This window comes from Microbulbifer guangxiensis (genome assembly GCF_021729075.1).
Classification (GTDB): domain Bacteria; phylum Pseudomonadota; class Gammaproteobacteria; order Pseudomonadales; family Cellvibrionaceae; genus Microbulbifer; species Microbulbifer guangxiensis.
The window spans coordinates 340,427-366,246 of the sequence record NZ_JAJSAQ010000002.1; the positions used below are offsets into that span (position 1 = coordinate 340,427).

Sequence of the window (25,820 nt, forward strand, 5' to 3'; positions counted from 1 at the left end):
CCGGTTCTCAGACGGTCTGGGTGACTTTCTTGAGGCCGGCCGGCTCGTCCGGGTTGATCCCCCGGCTCACCGCCACATGGGCCACATCGATATAAAAGCGCTGTAACAGAGCCAGCGGTGCCACGCGCGGGTGTACCCCCTTGCTCGGCACATGCAGGTTCACCAGGGTGCCGCCACGGCGGATGATGTCGGCGATCTGCTCACTATGGGCTTCGAAACTTTCGTCCTCGATAGGCACATTCACCACGGTGAGCTTCTGTTCTACCAGAGTCACCGGTCCGTGCAGAAATTCCGCGCTGGAGAAAGATTCGGCGTGGATGTTGCAAACCTCTTTCAGTTTCAATGCCAGCTCGCGGGTAATGCCGTAACCCGGGCCACGGCCGAGTACCACCAGGTTTTTTACTGCCGCCAGGTCTTCCGGGCGCAGCTGCACATCGGATTCCACCGCCTCGCGCAGTGTCTCGGGCAACGCATTTACCGCACTGAGCAGCTGCTCATCCCGGGTCCAGTTCGCCACCAACTGCAGCACGGCGGACAATGTGGCCAGGTAACTCTTGGTGGCCGCAACCGCCTTTTCCGGCCCAGCTTTCAGGGGCACCATCAGGTCGACGATCTCGCCGATGGGGGCGGACTCGTCGTTGACCAGAGCCACCACGTAGGCGCCGGCCTCCTTGGCCATGCGGGCCTGGGCGAGAATGTCCGGACTGCGGCCGGACTGGGAAATCACCAGCACCAGCGCACCCTCGAGCTTCAGCTTGCGGCCATACACACTGGAGACGGACGGCGCGGCGGCAAAGGTCGGCGTACCGGTCTCGATCTCGATCAGGTACTTGGCAAAAACGCCGGCGTGGTCGGACGAGCCGCGTCCAACGATCATGACAAAGCGCGGCGGCTCGCGGCGCAGTCGCTCACCCAGCTCCGCCATGACAGCGGCGTTGTTCTGCAGTTGTTCCGCGATTCGCTCCGGTGCCTCGCGGGCTTCAGATTCCATCACCGTGGTAACCATCGTCTTTTCCACCTGTGTTACCTCAGCCGTATTTGCTGCACTCATATCACTCTCAATCGTTATCCGTTAACCAAACAGGGCGCTGCTGCCCGACTTCTTGGCAGCGTCCTTCGCGTTGCCGGCCTCGCGGGCCAGAGACTGTTCGGCGAAATACACACAGCCGATCTCCGGCGGGTCCTGCGGATCCGTCAGGCGCTCTACCACATGAGGAGCCAGCCAGGGACGCAGGCGCGGGGCGAGACCACCGATCATCGAGAGTCGTGGCGGTTTCTGTTCCAGCAACTTGTCCGCCAGATCGCTGATATAGGACGCGCCGTCGCGAACAATGGCAACCGCTACCGGGTCGCCCGACTCGGCGCACTCGATCACCGGTACGGCCATTCGTGCGTAATGACTGGAGGATTTGCCACCAATCTTCTCGAATACTTCATTGGCATCGGTGGCATCCAGGGCCTGCAACAATGCCCCTTTCAGGCGGGAGTCCTCGGCGAGACCATCGAGCGCCATCAGCAGGTACTTGATCGCCTCCATGCCCATCCAGGCGCCACTGCCCTTGTCCCCGTGGGGGAAACCGTGGCCGCCCACGAGCAGGCTGCGACCGTTCACCCAGGAGTAACCACAGGAACCGGTACCGGCAATGATCACCGCACCGTCCCCGCCGCGATGCGCGCCAAGACAGGCGGAGTGCTGATCCGTTGTGAGGTACATTTTCTTGAAGGGGTGCGCCCAGGAATCCATCTCGTGGTACAGGCGCGGCATATTGACGCCCGCAAGGCCCACACCCGCCACCAGATCACCGAGAGTTTCCGGCGGCAGCCCGGCATCGGCCAGGGCCAGTGCGGCAGAGCGCACGATGGAGTCGATTGTCTGGGCGTAACCGTGAAGAGGGTTGGCAGGGCCGGCCACTCCGGTGCCGAGTACACGATGGGCGGCATCTACAACAGAGGCGCGACACTTGCTGCCGCCACCATCGATGCCAATGTAAAGGGTATCCCTGTCTCTCAAAGCAACCATCTGAACCGGCCTCTAAGATTTTCTATTGTTATGTGTCCGTGCCGGGCTTCCCAACATTTCCCCCGGGGGAAGCGCGGCTGACGCATTGAGGGCGCCAGTGCGAATATACGGGAATACTACAGGAGGGATGACAGCGTTGTCATCCCGTTTCTTAGAAAAAGCCCGCAGAAAAACGCATGGCGCCCGATCCTTGCACAGAATTCGTACAAACCCGGAGCAATCCCCTGCAGTATAGCGGCTCGCCGTCGAGCGATTGACCGCCGGAAATCTATCACCGCTCCTGCGACAACCGCCTTTCGCCCTCCCGCTCAAACAACCCGCGATTGCACAATAACTACCATCACTACATAAGACCCTCCTGCAATGAAGCACACGCCAGCCGGTCGGCAACCGCTGGGCCATCACAGGCACGGCAAATCGGAACCGGAGCAGGACAGCCTCGCACTAAAGGAACCGGGCGGCCTTGCAAATTTTATCGGGGAGTCAAAGCAGTCCCCGAAGCTGACGCAGGAAAAATTCCCCGGTCGCAAGTCTAAGGAAAAACAGTTGGGTGGAGGTCTGGATCGACAGCAGCGTCGTAGAGAGTCAATAAGCGAAAGAAAGAGGTCGGCTCACGACTGAACCCGGCCGCCTCGCCGACGTCTATATTTGTGAGGAACGGACAGTAATTTATTGGCGCGCCGCTCATCATTGGCTGAAAGAGACGATAAGCAGAGCGTTCACGCCAGGCAGGGCAAGCTCGATGGCCGCTCAAACCATCCACGACACAACCGGGCGTATTGTTTGCGACATCAGCCGTGCCACGCGGCTCGTGGTGGCCCTGTTCTGCCTTCTGACGCTCACCAGCTGCTCCAGTATCCAGTTTGCCTACAACCAGCTGGATACCTGGCTGCGCTGGCGGCTGGACGACTATGTGGATCTTAATGGCGGCCAGAAAAACCAACTCACCACGTCACTGGAAAGCTTTCACCGCTGGCATCGCCAGACCCAGCTGCCGCGCTACGCAGAATTCCTCGATGAACTGGCCTACGAAGCCTCCAATGGCGACCTCGAATCGGTTTCCCTCCCCGCAATCGAAGAGGACCTGAGCCAGTTCTGGGACACCAGCAGTAACCAGCTCTACCGCCAACTCCTGCCACTGGCCGCCCAGTTGACGCCGGCACAGATTGACGAGCTGGAGCAGTCGATGCTGGAAAAACGCATGGAGTCGCTGGAAAAGTGGCAGCGTTCACCAGAGAAGGTTCGCGAGCGCCGCAACAAGCGTATCCGCAAGCAGAGCCAGCGTTGGCTCGGCTCAGTCAATGGGCGACAGGAACAGCTCATTGCCGCGTTCGTCGACCAGGTTGCCTACAACCCCCTGCTCCGCGACCAGCAACGCCAGATATGGCAGGCCCGCTTTATCTCGGTACTGCGGGAGAAACCCGAAGGCTATCAGCAGCACCTGCTGGACTTGATGCATAACCCGGAACAACTCTGGTCGGAGGATTATCGCCGCATGCAGGCAGAACGCCGGGAGCAGGCCATGAGGCTGAGCCGCGAGCTGCTGGCCAGCACCACCCCCGAACAACGCCGCCATCTGACCGAGACCCTGCGCGACTATGCCAGTGATTTCCGCACCCTGGCCCAGCGCTGAGTACAGCTCCTCCTGACTTTCCTGACCTCCAGCTGCTTTTCCCGTTATCCGCTGGCGAGTCTCCACGGCGGCTGATAAGCTCGCCGCTTCCATTTAGCCAAGCGAGGAAAACCCGTGCGTATCGACTCCGCCACCCGAGATCAGTTACAGGCGTGGGAAAAAGAATTGGGCGCGCAATACCAGCGCATCTGCCAACACGAGCTCAACCTGGACATCACCCGCGGTAAACCTTCCGCGGATCAGCTGAGCCTGTCCGATAAACTCGACGGCAGCCTGAATGGTGATTACCGCGCAGGCGACGGAACCGATACACGCAACTACGGTGGCCTGGAGGGCCTGATCTGCGCCCGCGAAATGGGCGCCGATATCCTCCAGGTGCCGACCAACGAGGTTATCGCTGGCGGTAACAGTTCCCTGACCCTGATGTACCACGCCGTCCTCACCGGCTACCTGTTCGGCTTTGCCGGCAATACACCCTGGCGTGACATGAAGGCGCCCAAGTTCCTGTGCCCGGTTCCCGGCTATGACCGCCACTTTGCCATCTGTGAACAGCTGGGCATTGGCATGGTCAACGTTCCCATGACCGCCACCGGTCCGGACATGGGCGCTGCGGAGCGCCTGGTTGAGGAGGACCAGGAAATCATCGGCATGTGGTGTGTGCCGAAGTTCTCCAACCCCACCGGCGTCACCTACGATCAGGAGACCGTCGAGCGACTGTCTCGCCTTGGCCGGATTGCCAATCCCGGTTTCCGCATTTTCTGGGACAACGCCTACGCCATCCACGATCTCGGACAGCAGGTCAACCTGCCAAACATCCGTACGGCAACAGTCGAGAACGACACTGTAGACTCAGTGCTGCAGTTTGCGTCCACTTCCAAGGTCACCCATGCGGGCTCCGGGGTCGCTTATGTCAGTGCCAGCCCGGCCAACCTGGCCTCACTCAAGCAGCAGATGCAGGCCATGACCATCGGCCCGGACAAGGTGAACCAGCTGCGCCACTCGCGCCTGTTCCCCGAGTTCTCCATGCTGAAGGACCATATGAAAAAGCATGCCGGGATCCTGCAGCCGAAGTTCGCCTGTGTGCTCAAGCACCTGGACGACGCCTTTGGCGATTCCGATCTCGGTACGTGGGAAGAGCCCAGGGGGGGTTACTTCGTGTCCTTTGACACCCGCCCGGGCTGCGCCAGGGCCGTCGTAGAGCTGGCGGCAGGCGCCGGCGTGAAACTGACCCCGGCCGGAGCCACCTTCCCCTACGGCAAGGACCCGGAAGACTGCAATATCCGCATTGCACCGAGCTTCCCGCCGCTGGAAGAGCTGGACACGGCCATGTCTGTCTTCGTGCTCTGTGTGAAACTGGCTAGCGTGCGCAAAGCGCTGGAAGCCTAGCCACCCTGGGACCCGGTGGCTCCAGACCACCGGTTCCGGGTTTTCGAAAACGCACAAAGCCATCCCCGTAGCTCTGTCGGTGCCGTCCCCGGCACCGACAATTCACACTACCCGTCCTCTCCCTCTCCCTCTCCCTCTCTTACCAGCACAACATTTGCGTTGCTAAAATCACAGATCACGCTGTCCACCTGGCGCAAAGAGATGTTCAAGCTCGATACCCCGCGACTGGTCCTTCGCGAGATGACAGAAGACGACGCCCCGCTGATGCTCGCGGTACTGAACGACCCGGACTTCCTGCGCAACGTGGGCGATCGCGGTGTGCGTACCGAGGACGATGCGCGCCGCTATATCGTCGATGGCCCCATTGCTGCCTACAAACGCCAGAATTTCGGCATGTACAAGGTGGAGTTGAAAGATGGTTCGCCCATCGGCCTGTGTGGACTGGTCAAGCGCGACGGCCTGGATGACGTGGATATCGGCTTCGCCCTGCTGCCGGATTACCGCAGCCAGGGCTACGCGCTGGAAGCAGCCGAGGCAGTGATGCAGTTCGCCCGGGAGAGTGTCGGTCTCCGACGGATAGTGGCCATTGCCCAGCCGGCCAACCTGCCGTCCGTGCAACTGCTGGAAAAGCTCGGCATGCAGCAGGAGCGCAAGCTCAGGCTGCCCAACGACGACGAGGAGCTGTTACTGATGGCCTGGGATTCCGATAGATCCACCAGTAGCTGAGCGGATGCAAAGCAGCCCCGCAACTGCAGGGCCACAACGATTACTGATCAGGACTGGCGATCAATCCAGACTTTGCCAGTCAATGTGCGCTGGCCTCGCCCGCCCCTTTCGGGAAGCGGATATTGGCTACCATCTCCTGCACATGCTTCGGGGCATCGCCGGTCACCTTTGCCACGCCGATGGCAACGGCAAAGTTGAGTAGCATCCCCAGTGTGCCGATCCCCTCAGGGGAGATACCGAACCACCAGCTTTCCGGCACATTCGCCGCCGGATTAATGAACTTGAAGTAGATGATGTAGGCAGCCGTAAAGGTGATACCGGCAATCATCCCTGCGATGGCCCCTTCCTTGTTCATTCGCTTGCTGAAGATCCCCAGGATAATCGCCGGGAAGAACGATGAAGCCGCAAGCCCGAAGGCGAATGCCACCACTTGCGCCACGAAACCCGGCGGATTGATACCGAGGTAACCGGCGATACAGATGGCCACTGCTGAGGCAATCCGCGCATAGCGCAGCTCCTGCTTGTCACTGATGTGGGGCATCAGGTTGCGCTTCAGCAGATCGTGGGAGATCGATGTAGAGATCACCAGCAGCAGGCCCGCGGACGTGGATAGTGCGGCTGCGATGCCGCCAGCTGCCACCAGCGCGATCACCCATGCCGGCAGGCCGGCAATTTCCGGGTTCGCCAGTACCATGATATCCCGGTCGATGGTCATCTCATTGCGCTCGTCCCCGGAGTAGAACATCCGGCCGTCATCATTCTTGTCCTCCCAGGAAATCAGGCCGGTATTTTCCCAGTTGCTGATCCAGCCCGGTGCTTCTTCGTAGGCAATACCCTCCGCATCCGGGCCGTTGATGGTGTCGATCATGTTCACGCGCGCAAAGCTGGCGATCGCCGGTGCCGTGGTATAGAGCAGCGCGATGAACAGCAGCGCCCAGCCAGCCGATTTGCGCGCATCACGTACCTTCGGCACTGTGAAAAAGCGCACGATCACGTGCGGCAGGCCTGCGGTCCCCACCATCAGTGCGGCGGTGATGAAGAACACATCAATGGTGCTCTTGGTCCCCGAGGTATATTCCGCAAAGCCCAGTTCCGTCGACAGACCATCAAGCTTGTCCAGCAGGTAAGTACCGGAGCCATCCGCTGATAGAGAGCCATCAGCCGATAGAAAGCCATCATTCAACTCGCTACCAAAACCGATCTGCGGGATCACGTGACCGGTCATCATGATGGAGATAAAAATGGCCGGCACCAGGTAGGCACAGATCAGGACGCAATACTGGGCTACCTGGGTATAGGTAATGCCCTTCATGCCACCCAGCACTGCGTAGAAAAACACGATGGCCATGCCGATGACAACGCCCGCGGTGATATCCACTTCCAGGAAGCGCGAGAAGACCACACCGACACCACGCATCTGGCCCGCCACATAGGTAAAGCAGACAAAGACTGCACAGATCACTGCAACGGTACGGGCGGTATTGGAGTAGTAGCGGTCACCGATGAACGCCGGCACGGTGAACTTGCCAAACTTGCGCAGATAGGGTGCCAGGCAAAGGGCAAGCAGCACGTAGCCGCCGGTCCAGCCCATCAGATACACAGCGCCATCGTAGCCCATGAAACTGATCAGCCCAGCCATGGAGATGAAGGACGCTGCCGACATCCAGTCCGCTGCAGTCGCCATCCCATTCGCCACCGGATTGACGCCACCACTGGCGACATAGAAGTCGTGAGTGGAGCCCGCACGGGACCAGATGGCGATACCGATGTACAGCGCGAAGGTGAGCAGGACGATGATGATGGTAAGGGTTTGAATATCCATGAGCGGCTCCTACTGCGTGAACTCTTCTTCGAGGGCTTCCTCGAATTCTTCCGGCTCTTCGTGATCCTCGTGCACGTTGTACTTGCGGTCGAGCTTGTTCATCTTGACCACGTACACGACGATCAAAGCCAGGAACACATAAATGGAGCCTTGCTGGGCGAACCAGAAGCCAAGTTTGAAGCCACCCAGGCGGATGGTATTCAGCTCCTCTACAAACAGGATGCCAGCCCCGAATGAGACCGCGAACCAGATGCTGAGCAGGGTCAGCATCATGCGCAGGTTTTCTTTCCAGTATTGATCCGCGTGTTTCTCACTTTCGAAACTCATCAATTGTCTCCCATACCAATCCGTTATTGTTATTGCTGGAGACAAATTTGACGAAAAGCCGCAGGCACTGCAAGCGACTTTTCCATATTGGGGAGGTAGGACAGGACGCAGGGTGAGATGCCCCCCAACAATGCATGCCTAAAGTTTCGACAGGGGGACAATTTTCAGCCCTGGCAGTACGAATACCGGGATTCACACGCCATGACATGACTTTCTCTTGTGGCCCCAAACATGCCGTTGACACGGTGCATCCCTGAACTATTTTCTGGTTAGCCCAGATAATCCGTTGTCACCTGCTGAACGAGACCATGCCATGATCATCGCCACCGATATGCCCGAGGTCGCCAAGTGCGTCATCAGTCACTGTGCCTATAACGCTGACGAGTCCTGTCACGCGCGGGCCATCACCATTGGGGATGGCCCTGACCCCGATTGCGACACCTATTTTGACAGCTCCAAGCATACCGAGAGCGACCGCACCGCGGGCGTCGGCGCCTGCAAGATGGAAGACTGCGCCCACAACGACGACTTCGAGTGCACTGCAGATGCCATCCAGGTAGGCCAGAACGGCAACGCCGTCAATTGCCTCACCTATTCCACTGCCCACTGAATCCGCCTCCCTCCGAGCAAAAAAAAGCGCCCGTCATGGGCGCTGATTGCTTCTCCTTACTGTTATTGTTTTCTCCCTTACTCTCCTCCCTGAGACTCGTTGCAGATGCTCTCCCTGTTATTTTGTGAACTGCCGGTGAGCCGACATCAATGAGTGACCCTGCTCACGGGTTTGCGCCGTATTTCTGGCGACAGGGTCAGAACACGATCGGCCCGGATCTCATTTTCCTCGAAGAAACCAAGGTCCAGCTCCCCGGAAACGCTGACAAAGTCACCAGCATCGATCTGCTGGTAGCCCTCATCATCGAGGGGGTTATAACCGAGACCGATGGTATCGATCCGCATCTCACGCACCCCGGTATCCAGGGTGAACTCTCGACCTTCGATCGCCTTCACCCGGCCTGTCAGGCTGACCTCCTGGCCTTCGGTACGGGGGAAGGCGAAATAGCTGCCAACATAGATGTTGTTGATGTCTTCCTCATCCAGGGCACTGGCAAAGAAAGTGCTGTTGAGGCTGTCCACATGCACACTGGCGGCCTCGATCGAGCGGATCTCGTAGAGGTCATCGTCAATGCGTCCGTATACGATCACCTCCTGCCCGTCCAGTAGGGCCTGCCCCTCCTGGTACCAGTCCCAGTCGTCCATCTCTACTGTGATGACCCCCTCGCCAAAGTCGAGCGCAAAACGATCTGCCTGCGCGCTAACCACCGTACCAGTGACACTGATCCAGCTGTCATCGGCCTTGTCGTAGGGATCCTCCGCCACCGCTGCCGAGGACAACACCAGCCCGGCAGCGCCCACAGCCATACCTCCAAGGGCAGTGCGGATGCTCTTTGCCAGATTGTGTGTCTCGTGCGGAATCATAAAACCTCCTTTTCTGATGTTTCCGGTGCGTTCATCAATAGAACTGCGACCGAAAAAATGGTTTTAAAGGGCGTATTGATTCGATCTCGGCATAGATCTGCGCTGCTCATAACCTTGAGCAATGTGGAAACTTGCGCCGAATGCCGGCGCAGCGACGTGATTTTCAACTGGCTCCGATTCCCTGCTGGCGGGCTGGACTAGGCTTGAAGGAGCGAGAAAAAGACAGCGAGGCCCCAGATGATCATCGCCACCGATATGCCGGAAGTCGCCAAATGCGCCATTTCCCAATGCGCCTATAACACCGACAGTAACTGCCATGCCCGTGCCATTACCATCGGCCATGGGGACGTTCCCGGTTGTGACACCTATTTCCAGAACAGCAAACACACCCGCAGCAATCGCTCCGCCGGGGTCGGCGCCTGCAAGGTCTCTGCCTGCAATCACAATGAGGATTTCGAGTGCTGTGCGGACAGCATTGATGTGGGTGAACAGGGTGGCGAGGTCAAGTGCATGACCTGCACCTGTCACTGATCCTGCTACAGTAAAAACGAAACAGGGCCGGGGGATTTCCACCGGCCCTGTGCTTTTGGTGTTGTGCGTCCTGCCACCAAGGGTCGCAGTTCTGCGTCAGGCTTTCACTGACATCACTGGCCTCCTCTACGCATTCCCACCGATATCAGGCTGGGAGGGTTTGAAAGTTCCTCCCGTTCCGGCAGGCGCAGCCCTGTCGGACTCCGGCGCCTCCCACACCACCGGCCCCGCCGCCGCGTGGCTCTCGATCCACGGACGGTAGCGCAGCTCCAGTAGCTTGCGCTTGATTTTCATCGTGGGTGTCAGCATCTCGTTCTGCGGCGTCCACTCCTCCGCGGTAATGTAAATGGCTTCAATCCGTTCATGGGCCTGCAGTTGGGCGTTGGCCCGCTCGAGGGTTTTCCCCAGTTGCCCGGTCACCGCCGACCTGTCCATGCTCTGAGCCAGCTCGGACAGCGCAGCCAGCATTACCGGCTGGCTCATACCGTGTCCCAGTACACAAACCTGGCCCAGCAGAGCCTCGCTGCCAAACAGGCCCTCCAGCTTGGGCGGCTGCACGAAACGGCCCTTGCTTGTCTTGAAGGTGTCGGCGATGCGCCCGGTGACATGCAGCAGCCCTTCGTCGTCGATGAAGCCGGCATCACCCGTGTGGTAGTAGCCGTCCCGCAGCACTTCGGCGGTTTTTTCCGGCTCCCGGTAATAGCCCTTCATCAGCGCGCGGCTTTTGAACAGGATCTCGCCCTCATCGGAGATCTTCACCTCACACTCCCAGAACGGCTTGCCCACGGTGCCGGGCACAGGCTTATCCCCCATATGGGTAATACAGCCATAGATAAAGTTCTCGGTCATGCCATAACCATCGGTCACCATCATGCCCAGCTGGTGATACCAGCGCAGCAGATCAGTGGAAATGGGGGAGGCTCCGGTGACCAGCATGCGCGCCTGGTCGAGGCCGAGCCCGCGCTGGATCTTGCGCTGTAGCCAGCGCCGCAGACCGGGCACCTTCAGCAGGAATTGCTGCACGGATGGTGGCAGTTTCGCATCGATCCCTTCCTTGAACTTGCCCCACAGGCGCGGCACTGAGAAAAACATGGTGGGGCGAGCCCGCTTGAGGTCTTCAAGGAAGGTATCCAGTGATTCGGGAAAATGCACCGGCGTGCCCGAATAGAGGCTGTGAAACTCAATCACGATGCGCTCGGCCGCATGCGCCAGCGGAAGGTAGGAAAAGAAGCGGTCGCGCTCATCATAACCAAACCCGCGCACCATGTTCGGCACCGCGAAACTGATGGCGGACCAGGTGTGCATCACGCCCTTGGGGTGACCGGTCGTGCCGGAGGTGTACATGATGGTGAACACCTCGTCCTCGCCAAACAGAGGGCTCTCGGCGTATGGGCGATGGGTCTCCAGCAGCTCATCCATGGTGATGTCGCAGTCGATCTCACAGCGCTGGATGGCTACCGTCGGCAATTGCCGGGCGACCTCGGTGAGTGCGCTGTTGTCATCACTGGCGCCACAGAACAGCAGCTTGCTGTCCGAGTGCTCGAGGACGTAACGCATGGAACTGGCAGACTGCCCGGGATAGAGGGGCACGCTCACCATTCCGGCGAGCATGATGCCGATGTCGACGATGATCCAGTCAGCGCAGTTCTTGGCGTGCATCGCAATGCGGTCGCCGGGCTCGAATCGCTCGCGCAGGAAACTGGCAATACGCCGCGCGCGATCCATGACCTCACTCCAGGTGTATTCCCGCCATTCGCGGTTCCACATCTGCCGCAGGTAAACCTCCCCGCCCTGTTCCCGCTCCCGCTGGTAAAGGAGTTCCAGCGGCTGCTTGCCAGCCACAAGCTGGTATTTCTGCTCTGGAGTCATGGTGGTGTGCCTCGCGTTCGCCCTGGTGATCGGTTTCCATTCGCCGCGGAACTGCTGTGAGCGCATAAACAGAGTACTCGTTCCATGAATGTGTGGACCAGCTACAGTGCGTCTTTTGGCGCAAAACCCCACTCCTGCGCGCAGTTCAGAATGACCAGTTACATCACCAGGGTCAGATCGAGAAGCACCGTTTACGCTAGCCCAGGAAGCTCTCACTATCACCGCACGCAAGATCTGCTTGCTGCACGCTCTTTCTGAAGAGACAGCGCTTCAAAACAGGCTTGAAAGCGCAAAAACGCGGTTCCGAAATATGCCTTCATTCTTTTTGGTTGTGAGGCTCAGGCGGTGGCGTTAAATTCATTCTTGACCTACCGGATCCAAACAACGGCTTCCCAATCAGCCTAATTCCGAACCACTCCGCCGCATTCAGCCACCGATCACAAACCAGCCATAGCCGGGCTTGGTAATTTCATTGCGCGTGCCCGAGGAACGGGGCATGCAAACTCAATTTGAGGAAACACAACATGTATAAGAATAAGTATTACCGGGGACTCACCCTCCCCGCAGCGATGTTGATGGCTTCGACAGCCTTTGGCCAGCAGTGCCAGAGCCCGAGCCCGGTCTGGGAAGACAATTTCGATGGCACCGCACTGGATACCAGTAAATGGGAACCCATGATCGGCGATGGCTGTAGCTACGGTATCTGTGGCTGGGGCAACAGCGAGCTTCAGTACTATCAGGCTGAAAATGCCACTGTCGCCAATGGCTTACTGACGATTACCGCGAGGAAAGAGCGTGTGCGGGGCTCGGCCTACACCTCCGCGCGCCTGCGTACCGCCAATATGCCCAATGGCGGAGAATGGACAAACGGCCGCTTTGAGGCGCGTATCAAGATCCCTGATGGCACGGGCATGTGGCCAGCATTCTGGATGCTGCCCACCGATCCGGCGGAAGGTTGGCCGATCAGTGGTGAGATCGACATTATGGAGTCCACCGGCCAGGCGGATGAGTATGTCTCTGGCACCATTCACTACGGCGAGCCCTACCCCAATAACTCCTTTACCGGTAATCGCCTGTTGAGCCAGCCAGAGCCCTGGTCCGCGGACTTTCACGTTTACGCGGTGGAGTGGGAACCCAACGAGATGCGTTGGTACGTGGACGACCAGCTGTACGCCACACTGACGCCCGACGACATCACCGATGCGTCTTACTGGACGTTTGAAAATTACCAGTACCACTTCCTGCTGAATGTGGCGGTGGGCGGCACTCTCGGCGGGGTCGTGGACGACTCCATGCTACCGCAGACCATGCAGGTGGATTACGTGCGCGTCTACGACCATGGCCAGCCGAGCCTTGTCGGTGACCGCATCGTGGATAACGGGGAAACCACCAGCTATTCCGTCACTGGCGCCATCGGTGCCAGCGCCACCTTCAACTGGAACGTGCCCGCAGACGCGACGCTGGTCTCCGGCACAGGCAGCGATACTATCAGCGTGCAGTGGGGCAACTCCGGTGGAGAGTTGACCGTCAGTGTTACCGATAGCTGTGGTAACCGTAACCTGGCCCTGCCGGTCCATGTGGGACCCAAACTGGTGCAGGAAAGTGTTCTGGACGACTTCGATGGCAACCGCAACCTGGGCTACACCGTCTTCGATGGCACCTTTGTACAGGATGCAGTCAACCCAGCTCCGGACGCCACCAACAGCTCTGCCACAGTGGCCATGTACACGCGCAACGCCACGGCCCAATATGACGTGATCATCGCTGATACGACTGCCATTCCGGACGCAGCACCGTTCCTGACCGGCGACAAGGCGTTCTACATGGATGTATTCACCAACGCGGTCCCGGGCACACAGATCCTGGTGCAACTGGAAGACAGCTCCAGTACCACTGCTACCAACTATCCCACTGGCCGGCACTCCAAGTATGCGGCTTATGTCGGCGAGGGAAGTGGCTGGCAACGGCTGAAGTTCGAGCTCGACGACCGTATCGATGGCGGCACGCCCGACAACGCGGTAGATAGCCTCGTGGTCCTGTTTGACCCCAACACCCTCAATGGTGACACCTATTACTGGGATAACTTCGATATCTACGGTCTCGAGGGCGGAACTGGCAATCAGGCCCCGACCGCCAGCACCAGCCACAGCTGTACAGACCTGAGCTGTAACTTCGACGGCAGCGCCAGTTCCGACAGTGATGGCTCCATCAGCAGCTACGCCTGGGATTTTGGTGACGGCAGCAACGGCTCCGGCGCTACTGCCAGCCATACTTATGCTGCGTCGGGCACTTACACCGTGACACTGACCGTGACGGACAATGAGGGGGCTACTGGAGAGAGTTCCTTCGATGTGACCGTCAATGACAGCGCCGCTGCCACCACCATGTACGTATCCAGTGTGGTCACCGGCACCCAGTCGGCAGGTCGCGGCCAGAAGTACGCCACCGCAACTGTGACGGTCCTGGACAACCTGGGCCGCGGCATGAGTGGCGTGACTGTGACCGGCAACTTCAGTGGCAGCATCACCGAGAGCGGCGCCAGCGCAGTCACCGATGCCAACGGCATGGCGACCGTGAGCAGCTCGGCGACTGCGGGCGGTAACCTGTCTGTTGGCTTCTGTGTCTCCGACCTGAGCGGCGGTGGCCTGAGCCATGACACCGGCGCCAGCACCGGGTTGTGCCAATAAAGGGGTATTGCGCGGAATGTTTCCGTTAATACCCGCAGCGACAATCCAGCTCTGATTTATCCAGCGGGCCCTGCTCGGTACTTGGCCGGACAGGGCCTGTTATCACCTGCTCTTAAGAAGAGCTGGTTATCGACCTTTTCATGCTGAAGCACCGGTTGTTATTGCGGGAACCAAGCTACTGTAAAAAAGCGCGGGTGGGGCAATTGAGGCAACAGCGCTCCGCGTCATGCCCGGCTGACTATATTTTTGAGCGGAAGTGTCTGTTCAGGTGGTTAATCTGGCGGGCAGGTAATTCAAGCCAGGGAGTGAAATGCAAGTCGGCGTATTGCCAGCTACATTCGTTGCGAAACCAGTAACTTTCTCCGGGGCTGGTAATTCTTCAACAACGCTATGGCAAACCGGAGAGGATTTCCAGGCTTCGGGACATCCAACCGGCTAGTAGCCTGGCTTGAGGGCCACTGTTTTCAGCTCATCCTGCACCCGCTTCCGAAACCAAGCGGGCCCGACCCAGGTGTAGATCACCAGACCCAGCCAGGCATAGCTGACCAGTGACGCCAAGTCACCATGTCCGGTGTCTTCCAGCACTTGCGAGCTTAACTGAAACAGCAGGTAACCAATTACCAGCAGCAACATGGTGCGGCTTCCACTACCGGACACAAGCCAGGAGTTGAGCCGAAACCATAGTCCAAAAAAAGGATTCTGCCGCGCCTTGATCGATGACAATAAGTAAAGGGCCCGCTCATCATTGGCGTCCTGCTGCAGGGCCCAGATGGCATGGTCATAAGCCTCATCGACCGCGCCCTGCTGGAGGAGGATCTGCCCCATCAAAACGAGTGATTCCTGATGCTGCGGCTCGGCCTCCAGGGCCAACTGCACAAAATGCCCGGCTTCCTTTCTCTTTCCACCACTGAGGTGCCAACACGCCATTTCGGCGAGGGTGTCCGCATCCTCCGGGTCCAGCTCCAGAGCGCGCTCCAGGCTTTGAAGCGCTTCTGCTCGTCGATTCAGCTGGGACAGGCTCTGCCCCAGGGCCAGGTGAGCCGCAGCAAACTCCGGGTCCAGTTCCAGCGCCCGACCGTAACTATCCACGGCTTCTCGCCATTGCATTTTCGCCGCCAAGACCAGGCCCAGAGCGTAATGTGCGAAAGGCTCTTCTGGCTCCAATGCCAGGCCGGCCTGGGCCTCATGCAGGGCTGCTACCAGCCGCCTTGCCCCAATCAAGCCGATCCCGAGATAACTGTGAACGTATCCATTGTTCGGGTCGAGAGTCAGCGCCTCCCGCAGGGATTCAATTGCCGCTCCCACATCACCGTACGAAAACTGGCGCCGCGCCTTTTCAACCAGGCGGTCAATTTCATTGCTCAGTGGATCCATTGTGCGACCCCATTCATCACGGTATTAATCACAGCCACCTGAAGCTTACCGCCTGCTAAATAGCCTAAGCCGAGGATGAGTAAAGGGAGAGCATTGATTGTCTTGCCACCAAAATACTCATACAGCTCAAATGCTGTACTCTGCCGCTGAAAGAGGTAGTAGCTGGGCAACAGCGCCACCGCAACCAACAGGATCCGCGTGTAATGATGGGACAGCCCTTCCACCAATCCGCTATTAACCAGAATGAGCATCAGGAAGAAAAGTGCAAAATAACCAACTGCACCGAGTATGACCACGACGGACTCACGCACACGGGTCGGGCTACCCAGGGCAAAACTGTTGAATACCGCCCAAATCCAGCTAAAGAAGACCCCGCCGAGAATGAAACCAAGCAGCGGCCACAGGGGGTTTACAGCCAGTCGTGACAGCAATCCCGGACGCGGCTCATCGATAATCTGATATGAGGTCAAGGCACCTCTTCCCATGCCGGTCATCGCTTACTTACCATGCTTTTTCAGGAATTCGAGCACATCATTGTACTGGCCTGACTCATTCGCGTAGCGCGCATAATTTCTCGCTGTTGTCAGCCATTCGACGGTCGTGGGCTTGACCTGCTTGAGTGCTTCCAGCAGATATTCATTACCAAGCGCCTGTTCATTTCCCGACTCGATCGAGGCATCAATAACTTCATCGATTGCGGTTTCAACCAGATTGGCCAGATCCGCACCTGAAAAGCCCGGAGTCAACCGTGCCACCCTGCTGACGTCGACAGTTTCGCCGCCGGGCCTGCCGTCCAGCAGGCCGCGCAAAATCTCAATTCGCGCTTCGGAATCCGGCGGCGGCACGAACTGAACGCGATCGAACCGACCCGGCCGCCGAAACGCCGGATCCAACGCCCAAGGCACGTTGGTTGCCGCCAGTACCAGTACGCCATGATTATCCTGGGCAAAGCCATCCAGCTCAGCGAGAAACTGGCTGACCAGCTTCGATGAGGTCGCTTCCCGTGTGTGTTCACGCTTAGTCGCGAGTGCTTCTACCTCATCAAAAAAGATCACTGCGGGGCTGTTGCGACGGGCCTGTTCGAACACTGCGTGCAACTTGCTCTCGGACTCTCCAATGTACATGTCGAGGATGTCAGAAATCACTACATTGAAAAAGGTCGCTTTGCATTCCCCAGCGGTTGCCCGTGCGAGCATGGTCTTGCCACAGCCCGGCGGCCCATACAGCAATATGCCGCCACCAACTTTTTTACGAAAACGGGAAAACAATGATGGCTTCTGGTAGGGCAAGATGATTTTTTTGTGAATCTGCTTCTTTACATCCTTAAGACCACCGATATCCAAAAACTTGATAGCCTCTTGCTCGGGCTGCAATATGCGATTCAGCTCGCTCGTATTGGTATCATCATTTGAGATAACCCGAAGCTTTGGTCCTTTTCCGGTATCGATGCTTCGGGCATTCAATTGCTTCGCCAGCTCTGCGTCCTCCAGGGTTGCATTTTCCCGGATGACATCGGCATAGAGCGACTTGGCCTCATCCAGCTTTCCCAGCGTCAAAAGCACGCGCGATCGCTCCAACGTGACCCTGGCGTCAGTGGAAATGAGGAAATCCAGTGCACGCGTTGCAGAATTATTTCTTTGCAGAACCCCTGCAGCCAGTAGCTGCTCTTGCGCAGACAACTGTTCCCCGGACAATGGTTCCAGGTAGCGCGCCGCCGCTTCGATTTCGCCTGCACTGGCCAGGGCACGCACTAATGACAGTCGCAAGGGAATGTTGTCCGGTGAAGACAACAGTGCGGCTTCCAAACCGTGGATCAGGGTTTCATCCATCTTTTGGCTCCAGCATGTCATTGGATTTATTGAGCTTATTGGCTGATTCCCGGGTGCGCAGGAATCTCCATACGGCACAGCCCAACATATAAGAGACAAATATGGCCAGGAAAATGACAAGGGCCGTGAGGGAAGACGGTGAAGTGGGGTGGCCGGTCACATAGACAAGAAATCCGGCGATGAAGATGGCATGCAGGCAATCCATGCCAGACAAATAGTTACGCATTTATTCTTCTACTGTGTGAGACAGGAGTGCAATCCACCCCCTTTTGATAAGCACACGTTGCACGAAGAATACTGCGTTTCGCGCCAGACATTCACAGAAGCCAACAATCTAGCACAGTTTATTTGAGCTGTCCTGCGGCGAAAAGTTGCTCACAAAACAGCCCGATTTTCGCGCCCCCCCCCGCTATTGAGGGTTACGCAGGGAACAATGCTTATTTACAGATAGCGAACGCAGAGCTTACCCCCCCCGATGACACCAAAAGATAAGCATACACCCCTGAAATACAGGGAGCGCAGGGGGATTAGATTGCCCAGGCAAAGGGACGGGGCCCGTCCCCGGGCCACCAAGTCAAGCTCAAATTTTTTCGAAGCTGAGGCCGAAGTCGTAGGGAAACAAGGGGTCATACTGCTCGTCGCCCACATTGATGGGGATCTGCTTGAGATCTTTCGGCCAGGTGACCGGTAGCTTGCCAGTGGGTGCGTAATCGCCGAACAAGACATCCGCCACGCCGTTGCCTTCGGTGCCCGGCAGCCATGCGGCAACAAAAGCTTCCCACTGCGGCAGTTGGTCAGCGATCAGCAGCGGGCGCCCGGAAACCAGAACTACCACGGTCGGAACACCGCTCGCCTCCACTTTATCCAGCACCGCCAGTTGCTCATCGCTGAGGGTCAGCGGCTTGCACAATTCGCACGGAGCTTCGCGATAGTCACCCATACCCTCAGCGTAGGGCTGTTCGCCCACGACAACGATGGCCACATCGTGGCCTGCGGCACCCTCGCCGTCGGCACTGTAGGTTACTGAGCCGCCGGCGACTTCCTTGATGCCCTGCAGAATCGTGGTGCCCTCGGTGATCTCACCGGCCTTGCCCTGCCACTCGATGGTCCAGCCCCCGGACTGCAGGCCGATGTCATCGGCATGGGCCCCCGCCACAAAGACTTTCGCATCCTTCGCGATCGGCAGCAGCTCGCCATCATTTTTCAGTACCACCTGGGATTCACGCACGGCCTGACGAGCCAGCGCGCGATGGTCCTGGTGACCGAGCAATTCACCCGCGCCGGGCTCGCTCGCCAGTGGCGGCATCGGGTTCTCGAACAAGCCGGCTGCAAGCTTGGTTTTCAGGATACGGCTGACGGCATCATCGATGCGCTCCATGGAGACCTCCCCCGCCTCCACCGCCGCGGTGAGGTCGGTAATGAACTGTTGCCATTTTTCCGGCTCCATCACCATATCCACACCCGCATTGATGGCACGAGCGACCCGTTCGCGATTGGTCTCTGCGGGAATTTCCTTAAGCGCTTCCCAGTCCGAGATGGTGAAACCGTCGAAACCGAACTCCCCCTTCAGGACGTCGTTGATCAACTCACCGTGCTCGTGCATCTTGGTGCCGTTGACGGTGCTGTAGGAAATCATCACGGTCCCCACACCCGCTTCCAGTGCCGGCTTATAGGGCGCGATATGGAGCTCACGCAGCTCCTCCATGGAGATCTGGGTATCACCGCGGTCCATGGCATAGTTGGCGTCTCCGGTGCCGTAGGCGGTACCACCGTCACCCACCCAGTGCTTGGCGGTGGCGACGATCTTGTTCTCTGCGATGGTGTCGCCATTCATGTGGCCGCCCTGCAGGCCATCCACCAGCGGTGCGGCGAATTCGGCTACCAGCGCCGGATCTTCACTGAAGCACTCGTAAGAACGGCCCCAGCGTTCATCGCGGGTCACACAGAGCGTGGGAGCGAATGTCCAGGACACCCCGGTCGCCGCCACTTCACGGGCAGTGGCTTCGCCAATTTTCTGTGCCAGTTGCGGATTGCGGGTAGCACCGAGGCCGATGTTGTGGGGAAAAATAGTCGCACCGACCACATTGCTGTGGCCATGTACCGCGTCACTGCCATAGATAATGGGAATTCCCATACGGGTCGACGTGGCCGCCTCCTGGTAGGCACCGATCATCTGCACCCAGTCCTCGCGGGTATTTTTGCCGGGGAAGGAGCCACCACCATTCAGGATCGATCCGAGGTGATGTTTTTTCACATCCCCGGGCGTCGCGTGACGACGCTCGGCCTGGGTCATCTGGCCAATCTTTTCGGCGAGGGTCATTTCACTCAGCAGTTGCTCTACGCGGCTATCAATATTGGGGGCGATATCCTGCGACGCCAGTTGCTCCTCACCACTGGCCACAGGCTTGCTGCCTGCCTGTTGGGACTGCTGGCCGGACTGGTCGCCGGAACAGCCAGCCAGTGCCACCAGCAGCGCCAGGGTACTGGCGCGGGCGATGGAAGTATCGTTGTTTTTCATTTTCTCTCCTCGGCTGTGCGGGCCAGGCGTGCCCTGCCCGTCCTTATTTTCAGCTTCTTAAACCACAATGCCCGGGCTGGTGCCCGGGCATTGGAAAAGGTCAGTCGATGATCACCGCTACAGGGCTCACCCCTCGCAGCGAATCGCGGCCTCGTCTGCGGCCTTCGGCACGTACTTGACGTTGGCGACTGCCAGCGATAGCTGACCTTCGGTGCTCAGTGCCAGCGCGTTGGAAACGCGGCTGAAGTCAGCACCCTTGTAGACGAAACACTGCAGGTCGATGGAAAGCTTCGACCACTTGCCGGTCTCCAGGGCTTGCAGGGCATTCTGCAACGGCAGCTCAGCAGAGCAGTCGTCGCCGCAGGCGATGCTGGCACTGACCGGCTGCTGCGGCTTGCTATCCACGCGGATATCAAAAGACAGCGCGGCGCCCTCTTTCAGGTAGCGGCTCAGGTCCTGCGGTTTTTCGGCTGCCAGCAGCACGCTGCCAGCACGGAGGCCCTTCCAGTCGATCTTGCGGGCGTCTTCCTGGGACTCCATGTCGATGGATGCCACGGTGATATTGGCATCTTCACCACTGGTGGCACGGTTACCGGTCACGGCCACCGGAGCCTGGCCGCTCTCTTCGATCTGCAACTGCCAGGGCGCGCGCGGCCGCGATACCAGCATCCACGCGTCTTCCAGGGCGCCGTCCGTGTAAGTCTCACCATCCTCTGTCAGCTGGTTGCTCACCAGGGACTCCTGCCCGGACTGCAGACCGTAGCCGAGCTGGAACAGCGGCTCATAGTCGTCGTGGTAGGGGTTGAGAACCGTCTGGTGCACGTAATGCGGCCAGCTGAATGGCAGGGTACCGGTAAAGTCGTAGCGCACCTCACCATCGGCGTCGGTGAACAGCACATCTGCAACACCAGCACCCTCGGAGCCGGGCAACCAGGCAGCAACAAACGCATCAGACGCGTTCATTTCCTTGTTCACCCACAGCGGACGGCCTGACAGGAAAACACTGACGACCGGCACTCCGGCGGCATGCAGCTTTTTCAGCAGTGCCAGGTCTGTTTTGGTGGTCTGCTGGTATTCCAGGCTTGATAGGTCACCATGCCACTCGGCATAGGGCTCCTCGCCAAATACCACGATGGCGACATCGGGCTTCTGGCCGTTGGCAAAGCTGTCTGCGCCGAATTCGCCCTGCTCATTCAGTACGGCCTCACCGCCGGAGGATTTCACCACTTCGGCGATCCCCTCGTAGATAGAGGTCGCACCGGGGAAATCTGCCCGGGTGTTACCAGTACCCTGCCAGGAAATCGTCCAGCCACCGGTCTGCTTCGACAGGTTGTCGGCACCATCACCGGCAACCAGTACATTCTGCTGAGGCTTCAGGGGCAGCAGGTTGCCATTGTTTTTCAGCAAGACGAGGGACTTGCGCACCGCCTCCCGTGCCAGCGCACGGTGGTCGTCATTGCCAAGGATGCCGTCCTTACCCGCCAGCGGACGCTCGTGCTCGAACAGCCCGGCACGGATTTTGACGCGGAGGATACGGCGCACGGCATCATCGATGCGGGCCATGGGAATTTCACCATTCTGCGCCTGCGCCAGAGTGTTTTTGTACAGTTCTTTCCAGTCCGACGGCACCATGAACATATCGAGGCCGGCATTAATGGCCGCGGCACAACTGTCCACGGTGCACCCGGGCACGAACTGGTGGCCGTTCCAGTCTCCCACCACGAAGCCGTCAAAGCCCAGGCGCTCTTTCAGCACATCAGTCAGCAGGTATTTGTGGCCGTGCAGGCGATCACCGTTCCAGCTGTTAAAGGAAGCCATTACGGTCTGCACACCTGCGGGCAGCGCACCAAAGTAGCCAGCCGCGTGCACTTCGGCGAGCTCTTTTTCCGGCACCAGGTTATCGCCGCGGTCGATACCGCGCGTGGTACCGCCGTCACCGACGAAGTGCTTGGCAGTAGCTACGAGGTTTTCACCGCGCAGAAAGTCCTCGTCTGCCTTTTCACCCTGCAGGCCTTTCACCATGGCCTCGGCATAGGCTTCCACAACAGCGGGATCTTCTGAGTAGCTCTCATAGGTGCGGCCCCAGCGATCATCGCGTACCACCGCCACGGTCGGGGCAAAGGTCCAGTCGACACCGGTCACCGCCACTTCCCGCGCGGTTGCCTCGCCGATACGACGGATCAGCTCCGGGTCGCGGGCAGCGCCCAGGCCGATGTTGTGCGGATACAGCGTGGCCCCGACGATGTTGTTGTGCCCGTGTACCGCATCACTGCCCCAGATAATGGGTATCGCAACACCGCCGTCGGAGGTGTCCATGGAAGCGGCAAAAAATGCCTCCGAGAGCGCCAGCCAGTCCTGGGGCGTGGCCAGCTTATTGTTGTCCGGGTAGCTGCCACCACCGTTCAGCACGGAGCCCAGGTGGTAATTCTTCACATCCTCCGGAGTAACGTATTTGATTTCGGCCTGGATCATCTGGCCGACTTTTTCCTCCAGGGACATCTGTGCCATCAGCTCAGTGATGCGCGCCTCGAGTCCGGGATCCTCTGCCAGTGCCGGCTTCAGTTCCGGCCAGACGGAGAGATCTCCAGTTGCCGATGTCACTTCCCCGGCATCACCACCGGTCTGCGTTGATACGGCAACGCTGGGAGCTTGCTGTTCGCCCTCGCAACCGGCGATGAGCGCACCGCACAGCAACGCAGCGAGGGTATATTTCTTGCTTAGTGGCATAGAGGTTCTCCTTATATTTATCCGTCGAGGCGCAGGAAGGCAGCTGCACCACTGAGAGCGGGGAAGGGGTGGCTGACAAGAAACACCGGCAGGTGCTCCAGGTAACCGGACATTACGCCCTTCGACCGCAGTCGCTGTTCAAAATCACTGTCGCGCAGCAGGGCTTCTATACGGGGCAGGATACCGCCACCGAGATAGACTCCGCCACGTGCGCCAATGGTAAGAGCCACGTCTCCGCAAAAACTGCCAAGCAGAGCGCAGAACACCAGGACCGCATCGCGAGCCAGAGTGCACTCGCCTGCAAGCGCCGCAGCAGAGATGGCCGCCGGGTTTTCCATTACGGCCTCAACACCGCACAGGGTGGCAAGCCCCCGATAGATATTCTGGAGTCCGCGGCCACTGAGCAGGTCCTCGGCCGAGAGGTGACTGCGCTCGCGACGCAGGACCCGGAACAAGCCAAACTCCTCTTCCGTGGCCGGCGCGATCGCCGCATGCCCGCCCTCGCCGGGGAGAGCACGCCAGCCATCACCGCTTCTCAACAACCCGCAGACACCGAGACCGGTACCGGGGCCAATCACCACTCTGGGCGCACTCCTGTCCCAGGCGCCGCTCGCGGCACCGAGGCGGTCTACACGGGTGAGATGCTGGGAATCCAGCTGCGCACAACTCAGGGCAAGAGCGGCAAAATCATTGATCACTTCGAACCGGCGATAGCCGAGCTGCTCACCTACGTGACTCTTGGAGAAGCGCCAGGACAGGTTGGTCACCGCCACCACGTCATCTTCGGTGGGGCCGGCGATGGCCACGCAGGCTTCCCGTACAGACCTCCGACGATCTCCGGGGACAGAATCCAGATAAGCGGTCAGAGCCGCTTCGATGGTCGGGTAATCGGCACACTCAAAGGTACGAATTTCATCGACCTCAATTTTTGCATTCGCGCCTCCGGATGCCAGGCCAAAGCGGGCATTCGTGCCACCGATGTCGGCAACCAGCTGCCACTCTCCCTCTTGCGGGCGCATCATTACCTGCTTATGCATGGGTTACCCAATTCCGCTGTAGATCACGTTTCCCACCGATGCTGAAGCAGGCAGGCGATACAGATAGGCGCGGGAAACGCGCTCGGGAATGTTTCCGGACACCATTATTGTTGTTGCACCTCACGCAAAACAGAGGGCCATATAAGGTGCACCGATTGCCGTGGAGCGACAAGGTCAAGTCGCCGGGATGGACTTTATTCTGGTTGAAGCGGCACCAATAGAGGGCGGGTATCAGAGCTTACTGCGCATTAATGGTGAAAAAGCACCGTAGTAGACGATATAGCAGTAACACAACAGCGGCACGAGGAATGACAGCTGAATACCTGCGTAGTCCGCCAGCATCCCCTGGAGCAGCGGCACCACAGCACCGCCAACGATCGCCATGCACAGCACACCCGAACCCTGGCTGGTATCACGCCCCAGGCCACCGAGCGCGAGGCTGAAAATGGTCGGGAACATGATCGAGTTGCACAGCCCGACAGCGAGAATCGCCCAGACAGCCTGCATGCCCGAACTCGCCATGGCCACCGCGATCAGGATCGTGGCAAAGAAACCACAGACGGCCAGCATGAGGCCCGCGCGCACGTAACGCAGTAACAACGCTCCGGCAAAGCGCCCGACCATCGCGCCAGCCCAGTAATAGGAAACGTAACGGGCGGCCACCGCCGCCTCCATCCCCGCCACCGAGCTTTCACCGAAAAAGTTGACCAGGAAGCTGCCTATGGCCACCTCGGCACCGACGTAGACAAAGATACCCACGGCACCCAGGGTCAGCCGGGGGTAGCGTAACACTGAAAAAGCGCCGCCTTTCTCCTCTACCGCCTTGTCGGCCACCTGCTGCTCATGAATGACTGGCAACCGGACCCAGGAAAAGAAAGCCACCATCACTAGTAGCACGACTGCCAGCCAGAAATATGGCACCTCGACCAAAGCGGCCTCCTGTGCACGGAATGCGGCCATGCCGGATTCCGTGGAAAGGTCCAGTCCCGAGGAAGCAGCAGAGAAGATAATCAGGCCTCCGAAGGCCGGCGCGAGGGTTGTACCCAGGGAGTTGAATGCCTGGGTCATGTTCAGGCGGCTGGGCCCGCTATCGCTGCGCCCGAGCGCAATGACAAAAGGGTTGGCAGAAACCTGCAGAATGGTGATACCGGCAGCGAGGACAAACAGGCCAAGCAGGAAAATTTCGTAGACCTGCATCCTGGCAGCTGGGATAAACACCAGACATCCAGCGCAGGCGATCAGCAAACCCAGAACCAGCCCCAGCTGATAGCCGACGCGCTTCAGTAGAGCACCCGCCGGGACCGACACAATCAGGTAGGCCGCAAAAAAACTGAACTGAACAAAGATCGCCTTGGTATAACTGAGCTCAAAGACGTTCTTGAGATGAGGGACCAGGATATCGTTGAGGCTTGTAATGAAGCCCCAGATAAAGAACAGGGAAGACAGAAGGATCAGACTGGTACGCGTACTGACGGCGGGCGCAGCACTTGCGTCGACAGCTGAATATGCCGCTTCGGTGGCCATTGGCCGCTCTGCCCCGGATACTAACTCTTTCATCAAAAATCCGCCGATCCAACCGCAGGCCCACCCACGAAAGGGGAACTCCTGTTGTCTATCCGGCCTGACCGTTGGCCATGCATGAATGATTAAACCTGCTTGGTAGGGAAACAACCTGCGCTTCGCTCGCCGCACGAGCTCCACGCAGGGTCCTGTGAGACGCCTTGTTTCACCATAACGCTACCGGAAGGTCTTATTCCGGAAAGGGCAATGTACCATAGAGCGCAACAATCCCGGGAACCCTTCTTCCCCTCGCCCGCGACGACCGGGACTGATGGCACGGCAGGGCGGATGACCGGCGGTA

General features: G+C 58.9%; 20 protein-coding genes. 6 read left to right on the forward strand and 14 right to left on the reverse strand.

Annotated elements, in window-relative coordinates; all coding sequences use genetic code 11:
- Positions 1 to 7: 7 nt before the first annotated feature.
- A complete protein-coding gene (gene nagB-II, locus LVD12_RS05710; RefSeq protein ID WP_237066345.1) occupies positions 8 to 1,018 on the reverse strand; it encodes a glucosamine-6-phosphate deaminase NagB-II in 1,011 nt (336 codons plus the stop codon).
- A 54-nt stretch (positions 1,019 to 1,072) separates the two neighbouring features.
- On the reverse strand, positions 1,073 to 2,020 hold the full coding sequence (gene nagK / locus LVD12_RS05715) for an N-acetylglucosamine kinase (RefSeq protein WP_237066347.1): 948 nt from the start codon (positions 2,018 to 2,020) through the stop codon (positions 1,073 to 1,075).
- A gap of 742 nt (positions 2,021 to 2,762) precedes the next feature.
- Here nagK and LVD12_RS05720 point away from each other — a divergent pair.
- The 3 genes from LVD12_RS05720 (at position 2,763) to LVD12_RS05730 (ending at position 5,765) form a co-directional block, all read left to right on the forward strand.
- On the forward strand, positions 2,763 to 3,653 hold the full coding sequence (locus LVD12_RS05720) for a DUF6279 family lipoprotein (RefSeq protein ID WP_237066349.1): 891 nt from the start codon (positions 2,763 to 2,765) through the stop codon (positions 3,651 to 3,653).
- A 114-nt stretch (positions 3,654 to 3,767) separates the two neighbouring features.
- Entirely contained in the window at positions 3,768 to 5,039 is a 1,272-nt protein-coding gene (locus LVD12_RS05725) for an aspartate aminotransferase type Ic (RefSeq protein WP_237066351.1), read from the forward strand.
- A 159-nt stretch (positions 5,040 to 5,198) separates the two neighbouring features.
- Positions 5,199 to 5,765, forward strand: a complete 567-nt coding sequence (locus LVD12_RS05730; protein WP_237066354.1) for a GNAT family N-acetyltransferase — start codon at positions 5,199 to 5,201, stop codon at positions 5,763 to 5,765.
- A 79-nt stretch (positions 5,766 to 5,844) separates the two neighbouring features.
- Here the strand turns inward: LVD12_RS05730 and LVD12_RS05735 are convergent, their stop codons facing one another.
- Entirely contained in the window at positions 5,845 to 7,587 is a 1,743-nt protein-coding gene (locus tag LVD12_RS05735; protein ID WP_237066356.1) for a sodium:solute symporter family protein, read from the reverse strand.
- A gap of 9 nt (positions 7,588 to 7,596) precedes the next feature.
- Positions 7,597 to 7,914, reverse strand: coding sequence for a DUF4212 domain-containing protein (locus LVD12_RS05740; RefSeq protein WP_237066358.1), 318 nt, complete (start codon positions 7,912 to 7,914; stop codon positions 7,597 to 7,599).
- Between the two features lie 313 nt (positions 7,915 to 8,227).
- Here LVD12_RS05740 and LVD12_RS05745 point away from each other — a divergent pair, with 313 nt between their 5' ends.
- Positions 8,228 to 8,524 (forward strand): DUF1540 domain-containing protein, encoded by a 297-nt coding sequence (locus tag LVD12_RS05745; protein ID WP_237066359.1) that lies wholly within the window; start codon positions 8,228 to 8,230, stop codon positions 8,522 to 8,524.
- Between the two features lie 146 nt (positions 8,525 to 8,670).
- On the opposite strand, the gene LVD12_RS05750 is transcribed toward LVD12_RS05745, so the two are convergent.
- A complete protein-coding gene (locus LVD12_RS05750; protein ID WP_237066361.1) occupies positions 8,671 to 9,387 on the reverse strand; it encodes a single stranded DNA-binding domain-containing protein in 717 nt (238 codons plus the stop codon).
- A 237-nt stretch (positions 9,388 to 9,624) separates the two neighbouring features.
- Here LVD12_RS05750 and LVD12_RS05755 point away from each other — a divergent pair, with 237 nt between their 5' ends.
- Positions 9,625 to 9,918, forward strand: a complete 294-nt coding sequence (locus tag LVD12_RS05755; RefSeq protein ID WP_237066363.1) for a DUF1540 domain-containing protein — start codon at positions 9,625 to 9,627, stop codon at positions 9,916 to 9,918.
- 126 nt (positions 9,919 to 10,044) lie between these two features.
- On the opposite strand, the gene LVD12_RS05760 is transcribed toward LVD12_RS05755, so the two are convergent.
- A complete protein-coding gene (locus tag LVD12_RS05760; RefSeq protein ID WP_237066366.1) occupies positions 10,045 to 11,853 on the reverse strand; it encodes an AMP-binding protein in 1,809 nt (602 codons plus the stop codon).
- A gap of 458 nt (positions 11,854 to 12,311) precedes the next feature.
- Between LVD12_RS05760 and LVD12_RS05765 the strand changes: the two genes are divergently transcribed.
- On the forward strand, positions 12,312 to 14,474 hold the full coding sequence (locus LVD12_RS05765; protein ID WP_237066368.1) for a PKD domain-containing protein: 2,163 nt from the start codon (positions 12,312 to 12,314) through the stop codon (positions 14,472 to 14,474).
- 435 nt (positions 14,475 to 14,909) lie between these two features.
- On the opposite strand, the gene LVD12_RS05770 is transcribed toward LVD12_RS05765, so the two are convergent.
- The 8 genes from LVD12_RS05770 to LVD12_RS05805 form a co-directional block, all read right to left on the reverse strand.
- Positions 14,910 to 15,848: a tetratricopeptide repeat protein gene (locus LVD12_RS05770; RefSeq protein WP_237066370.1), complete on the reverse strand. Its 939-nt coding sequence runs from the start codon at positions 15,846 to 15,848 to the stop codon at positions 14,910 to 14,912.
- A complete protein-coding gene (locus LVD12_RS05775) occupies positions 15,836 to 16,318 on the reverse strand; it encodes a hypothetical protein (RefSeq protein ID WP_237066372.1) in 483 nt (160 codons plus the stop codon). Before LVD12_RS05775 ends, LVD12_RS05770 begins: the two co-directional genes overlap by 13 nt.
- 27 nt (positions 16,319 to 16,345) lie before the next feature.
- Positions 16,346 to 17,677: an ATP-binding protein gene (locus LVD12_RS05780; RefSeq protein ID WP_237066373.1), complete on the reverse strand. Its 1,332-nt coding sequence runs from the start codon at positions 17,675 to 17,677 to the stop codon at positions 16,346 to 16,348.
- Positions 17,670 to 17,903 (reverse strand): hypothetical protein, encoded by a 234-nt coding sequence (locus tag LVD12_RS05785; protein WP_237066375.1) that lies wholly within the window; start codon positions 17,901 to 17,903, stop codon positions 17,670 to 17,672. The genes LVD12_RS05780 and LVD12_RS05785 overlap by 8 nt, the downstream gene beginning before the upstream one ends.
- 354 nt (positions 17,904 to 18,257) lie before the next feature.
- Positions 18,258 to 20,195: a glycoside hydrolase family 3 protein gene (locus LVD12_RS05790; protein WP_237066377.1), complete on the reverse strand. Its 1,938-nt coding sequence runs from the start codon at positions 20,193 to 20,195 to the stop codon at positions 18,258 to 18,260.
- A 126-nt stretch (positions 20,196 to 20,321) separates the two neighbouring features.
- Complete coding sequence (locus LVD12_RS05795) at positions 20,322 to 22,922, reverse strand: glycoside hydrolase family 3 protein (protein ID WP_237066380.1); 2,601 nt, start codon at positions 22,920 to 22,922, stop codon at positions 20,322 to 20,324.
- 17 nt (positions 22,923 to 22,939) lie between these two features.
- The gene (glk, locus tag LVD12_RS05800; RefSeq protein WP_237066382.1) at positions 22,940 to 23,959 is read right to left on the reverse strand and encodes a glucokinase; all 1,020 of its coding nucleotides are present in this window, start codon (positions 23,957 to 23,959) and stop codon (positions 22,940 to 22,942) included.
- Positions 23,960 to 24,190: 231 nt separating this feature from the next.
- On the reverse strand, positions 24,191 to 25,516 hold the full coding sequence (locus LVD12_RS05805; RefSeq protein ID WP_237066385.1) for a sugar MFS transporter: 1,326 nt from the start codon (positions 25,514 to 25,516) through the stop codon (positions 24,191 to 24,193).
- Positions 25,517 to 25,820 lie beyond the last annotated feature (304 nt).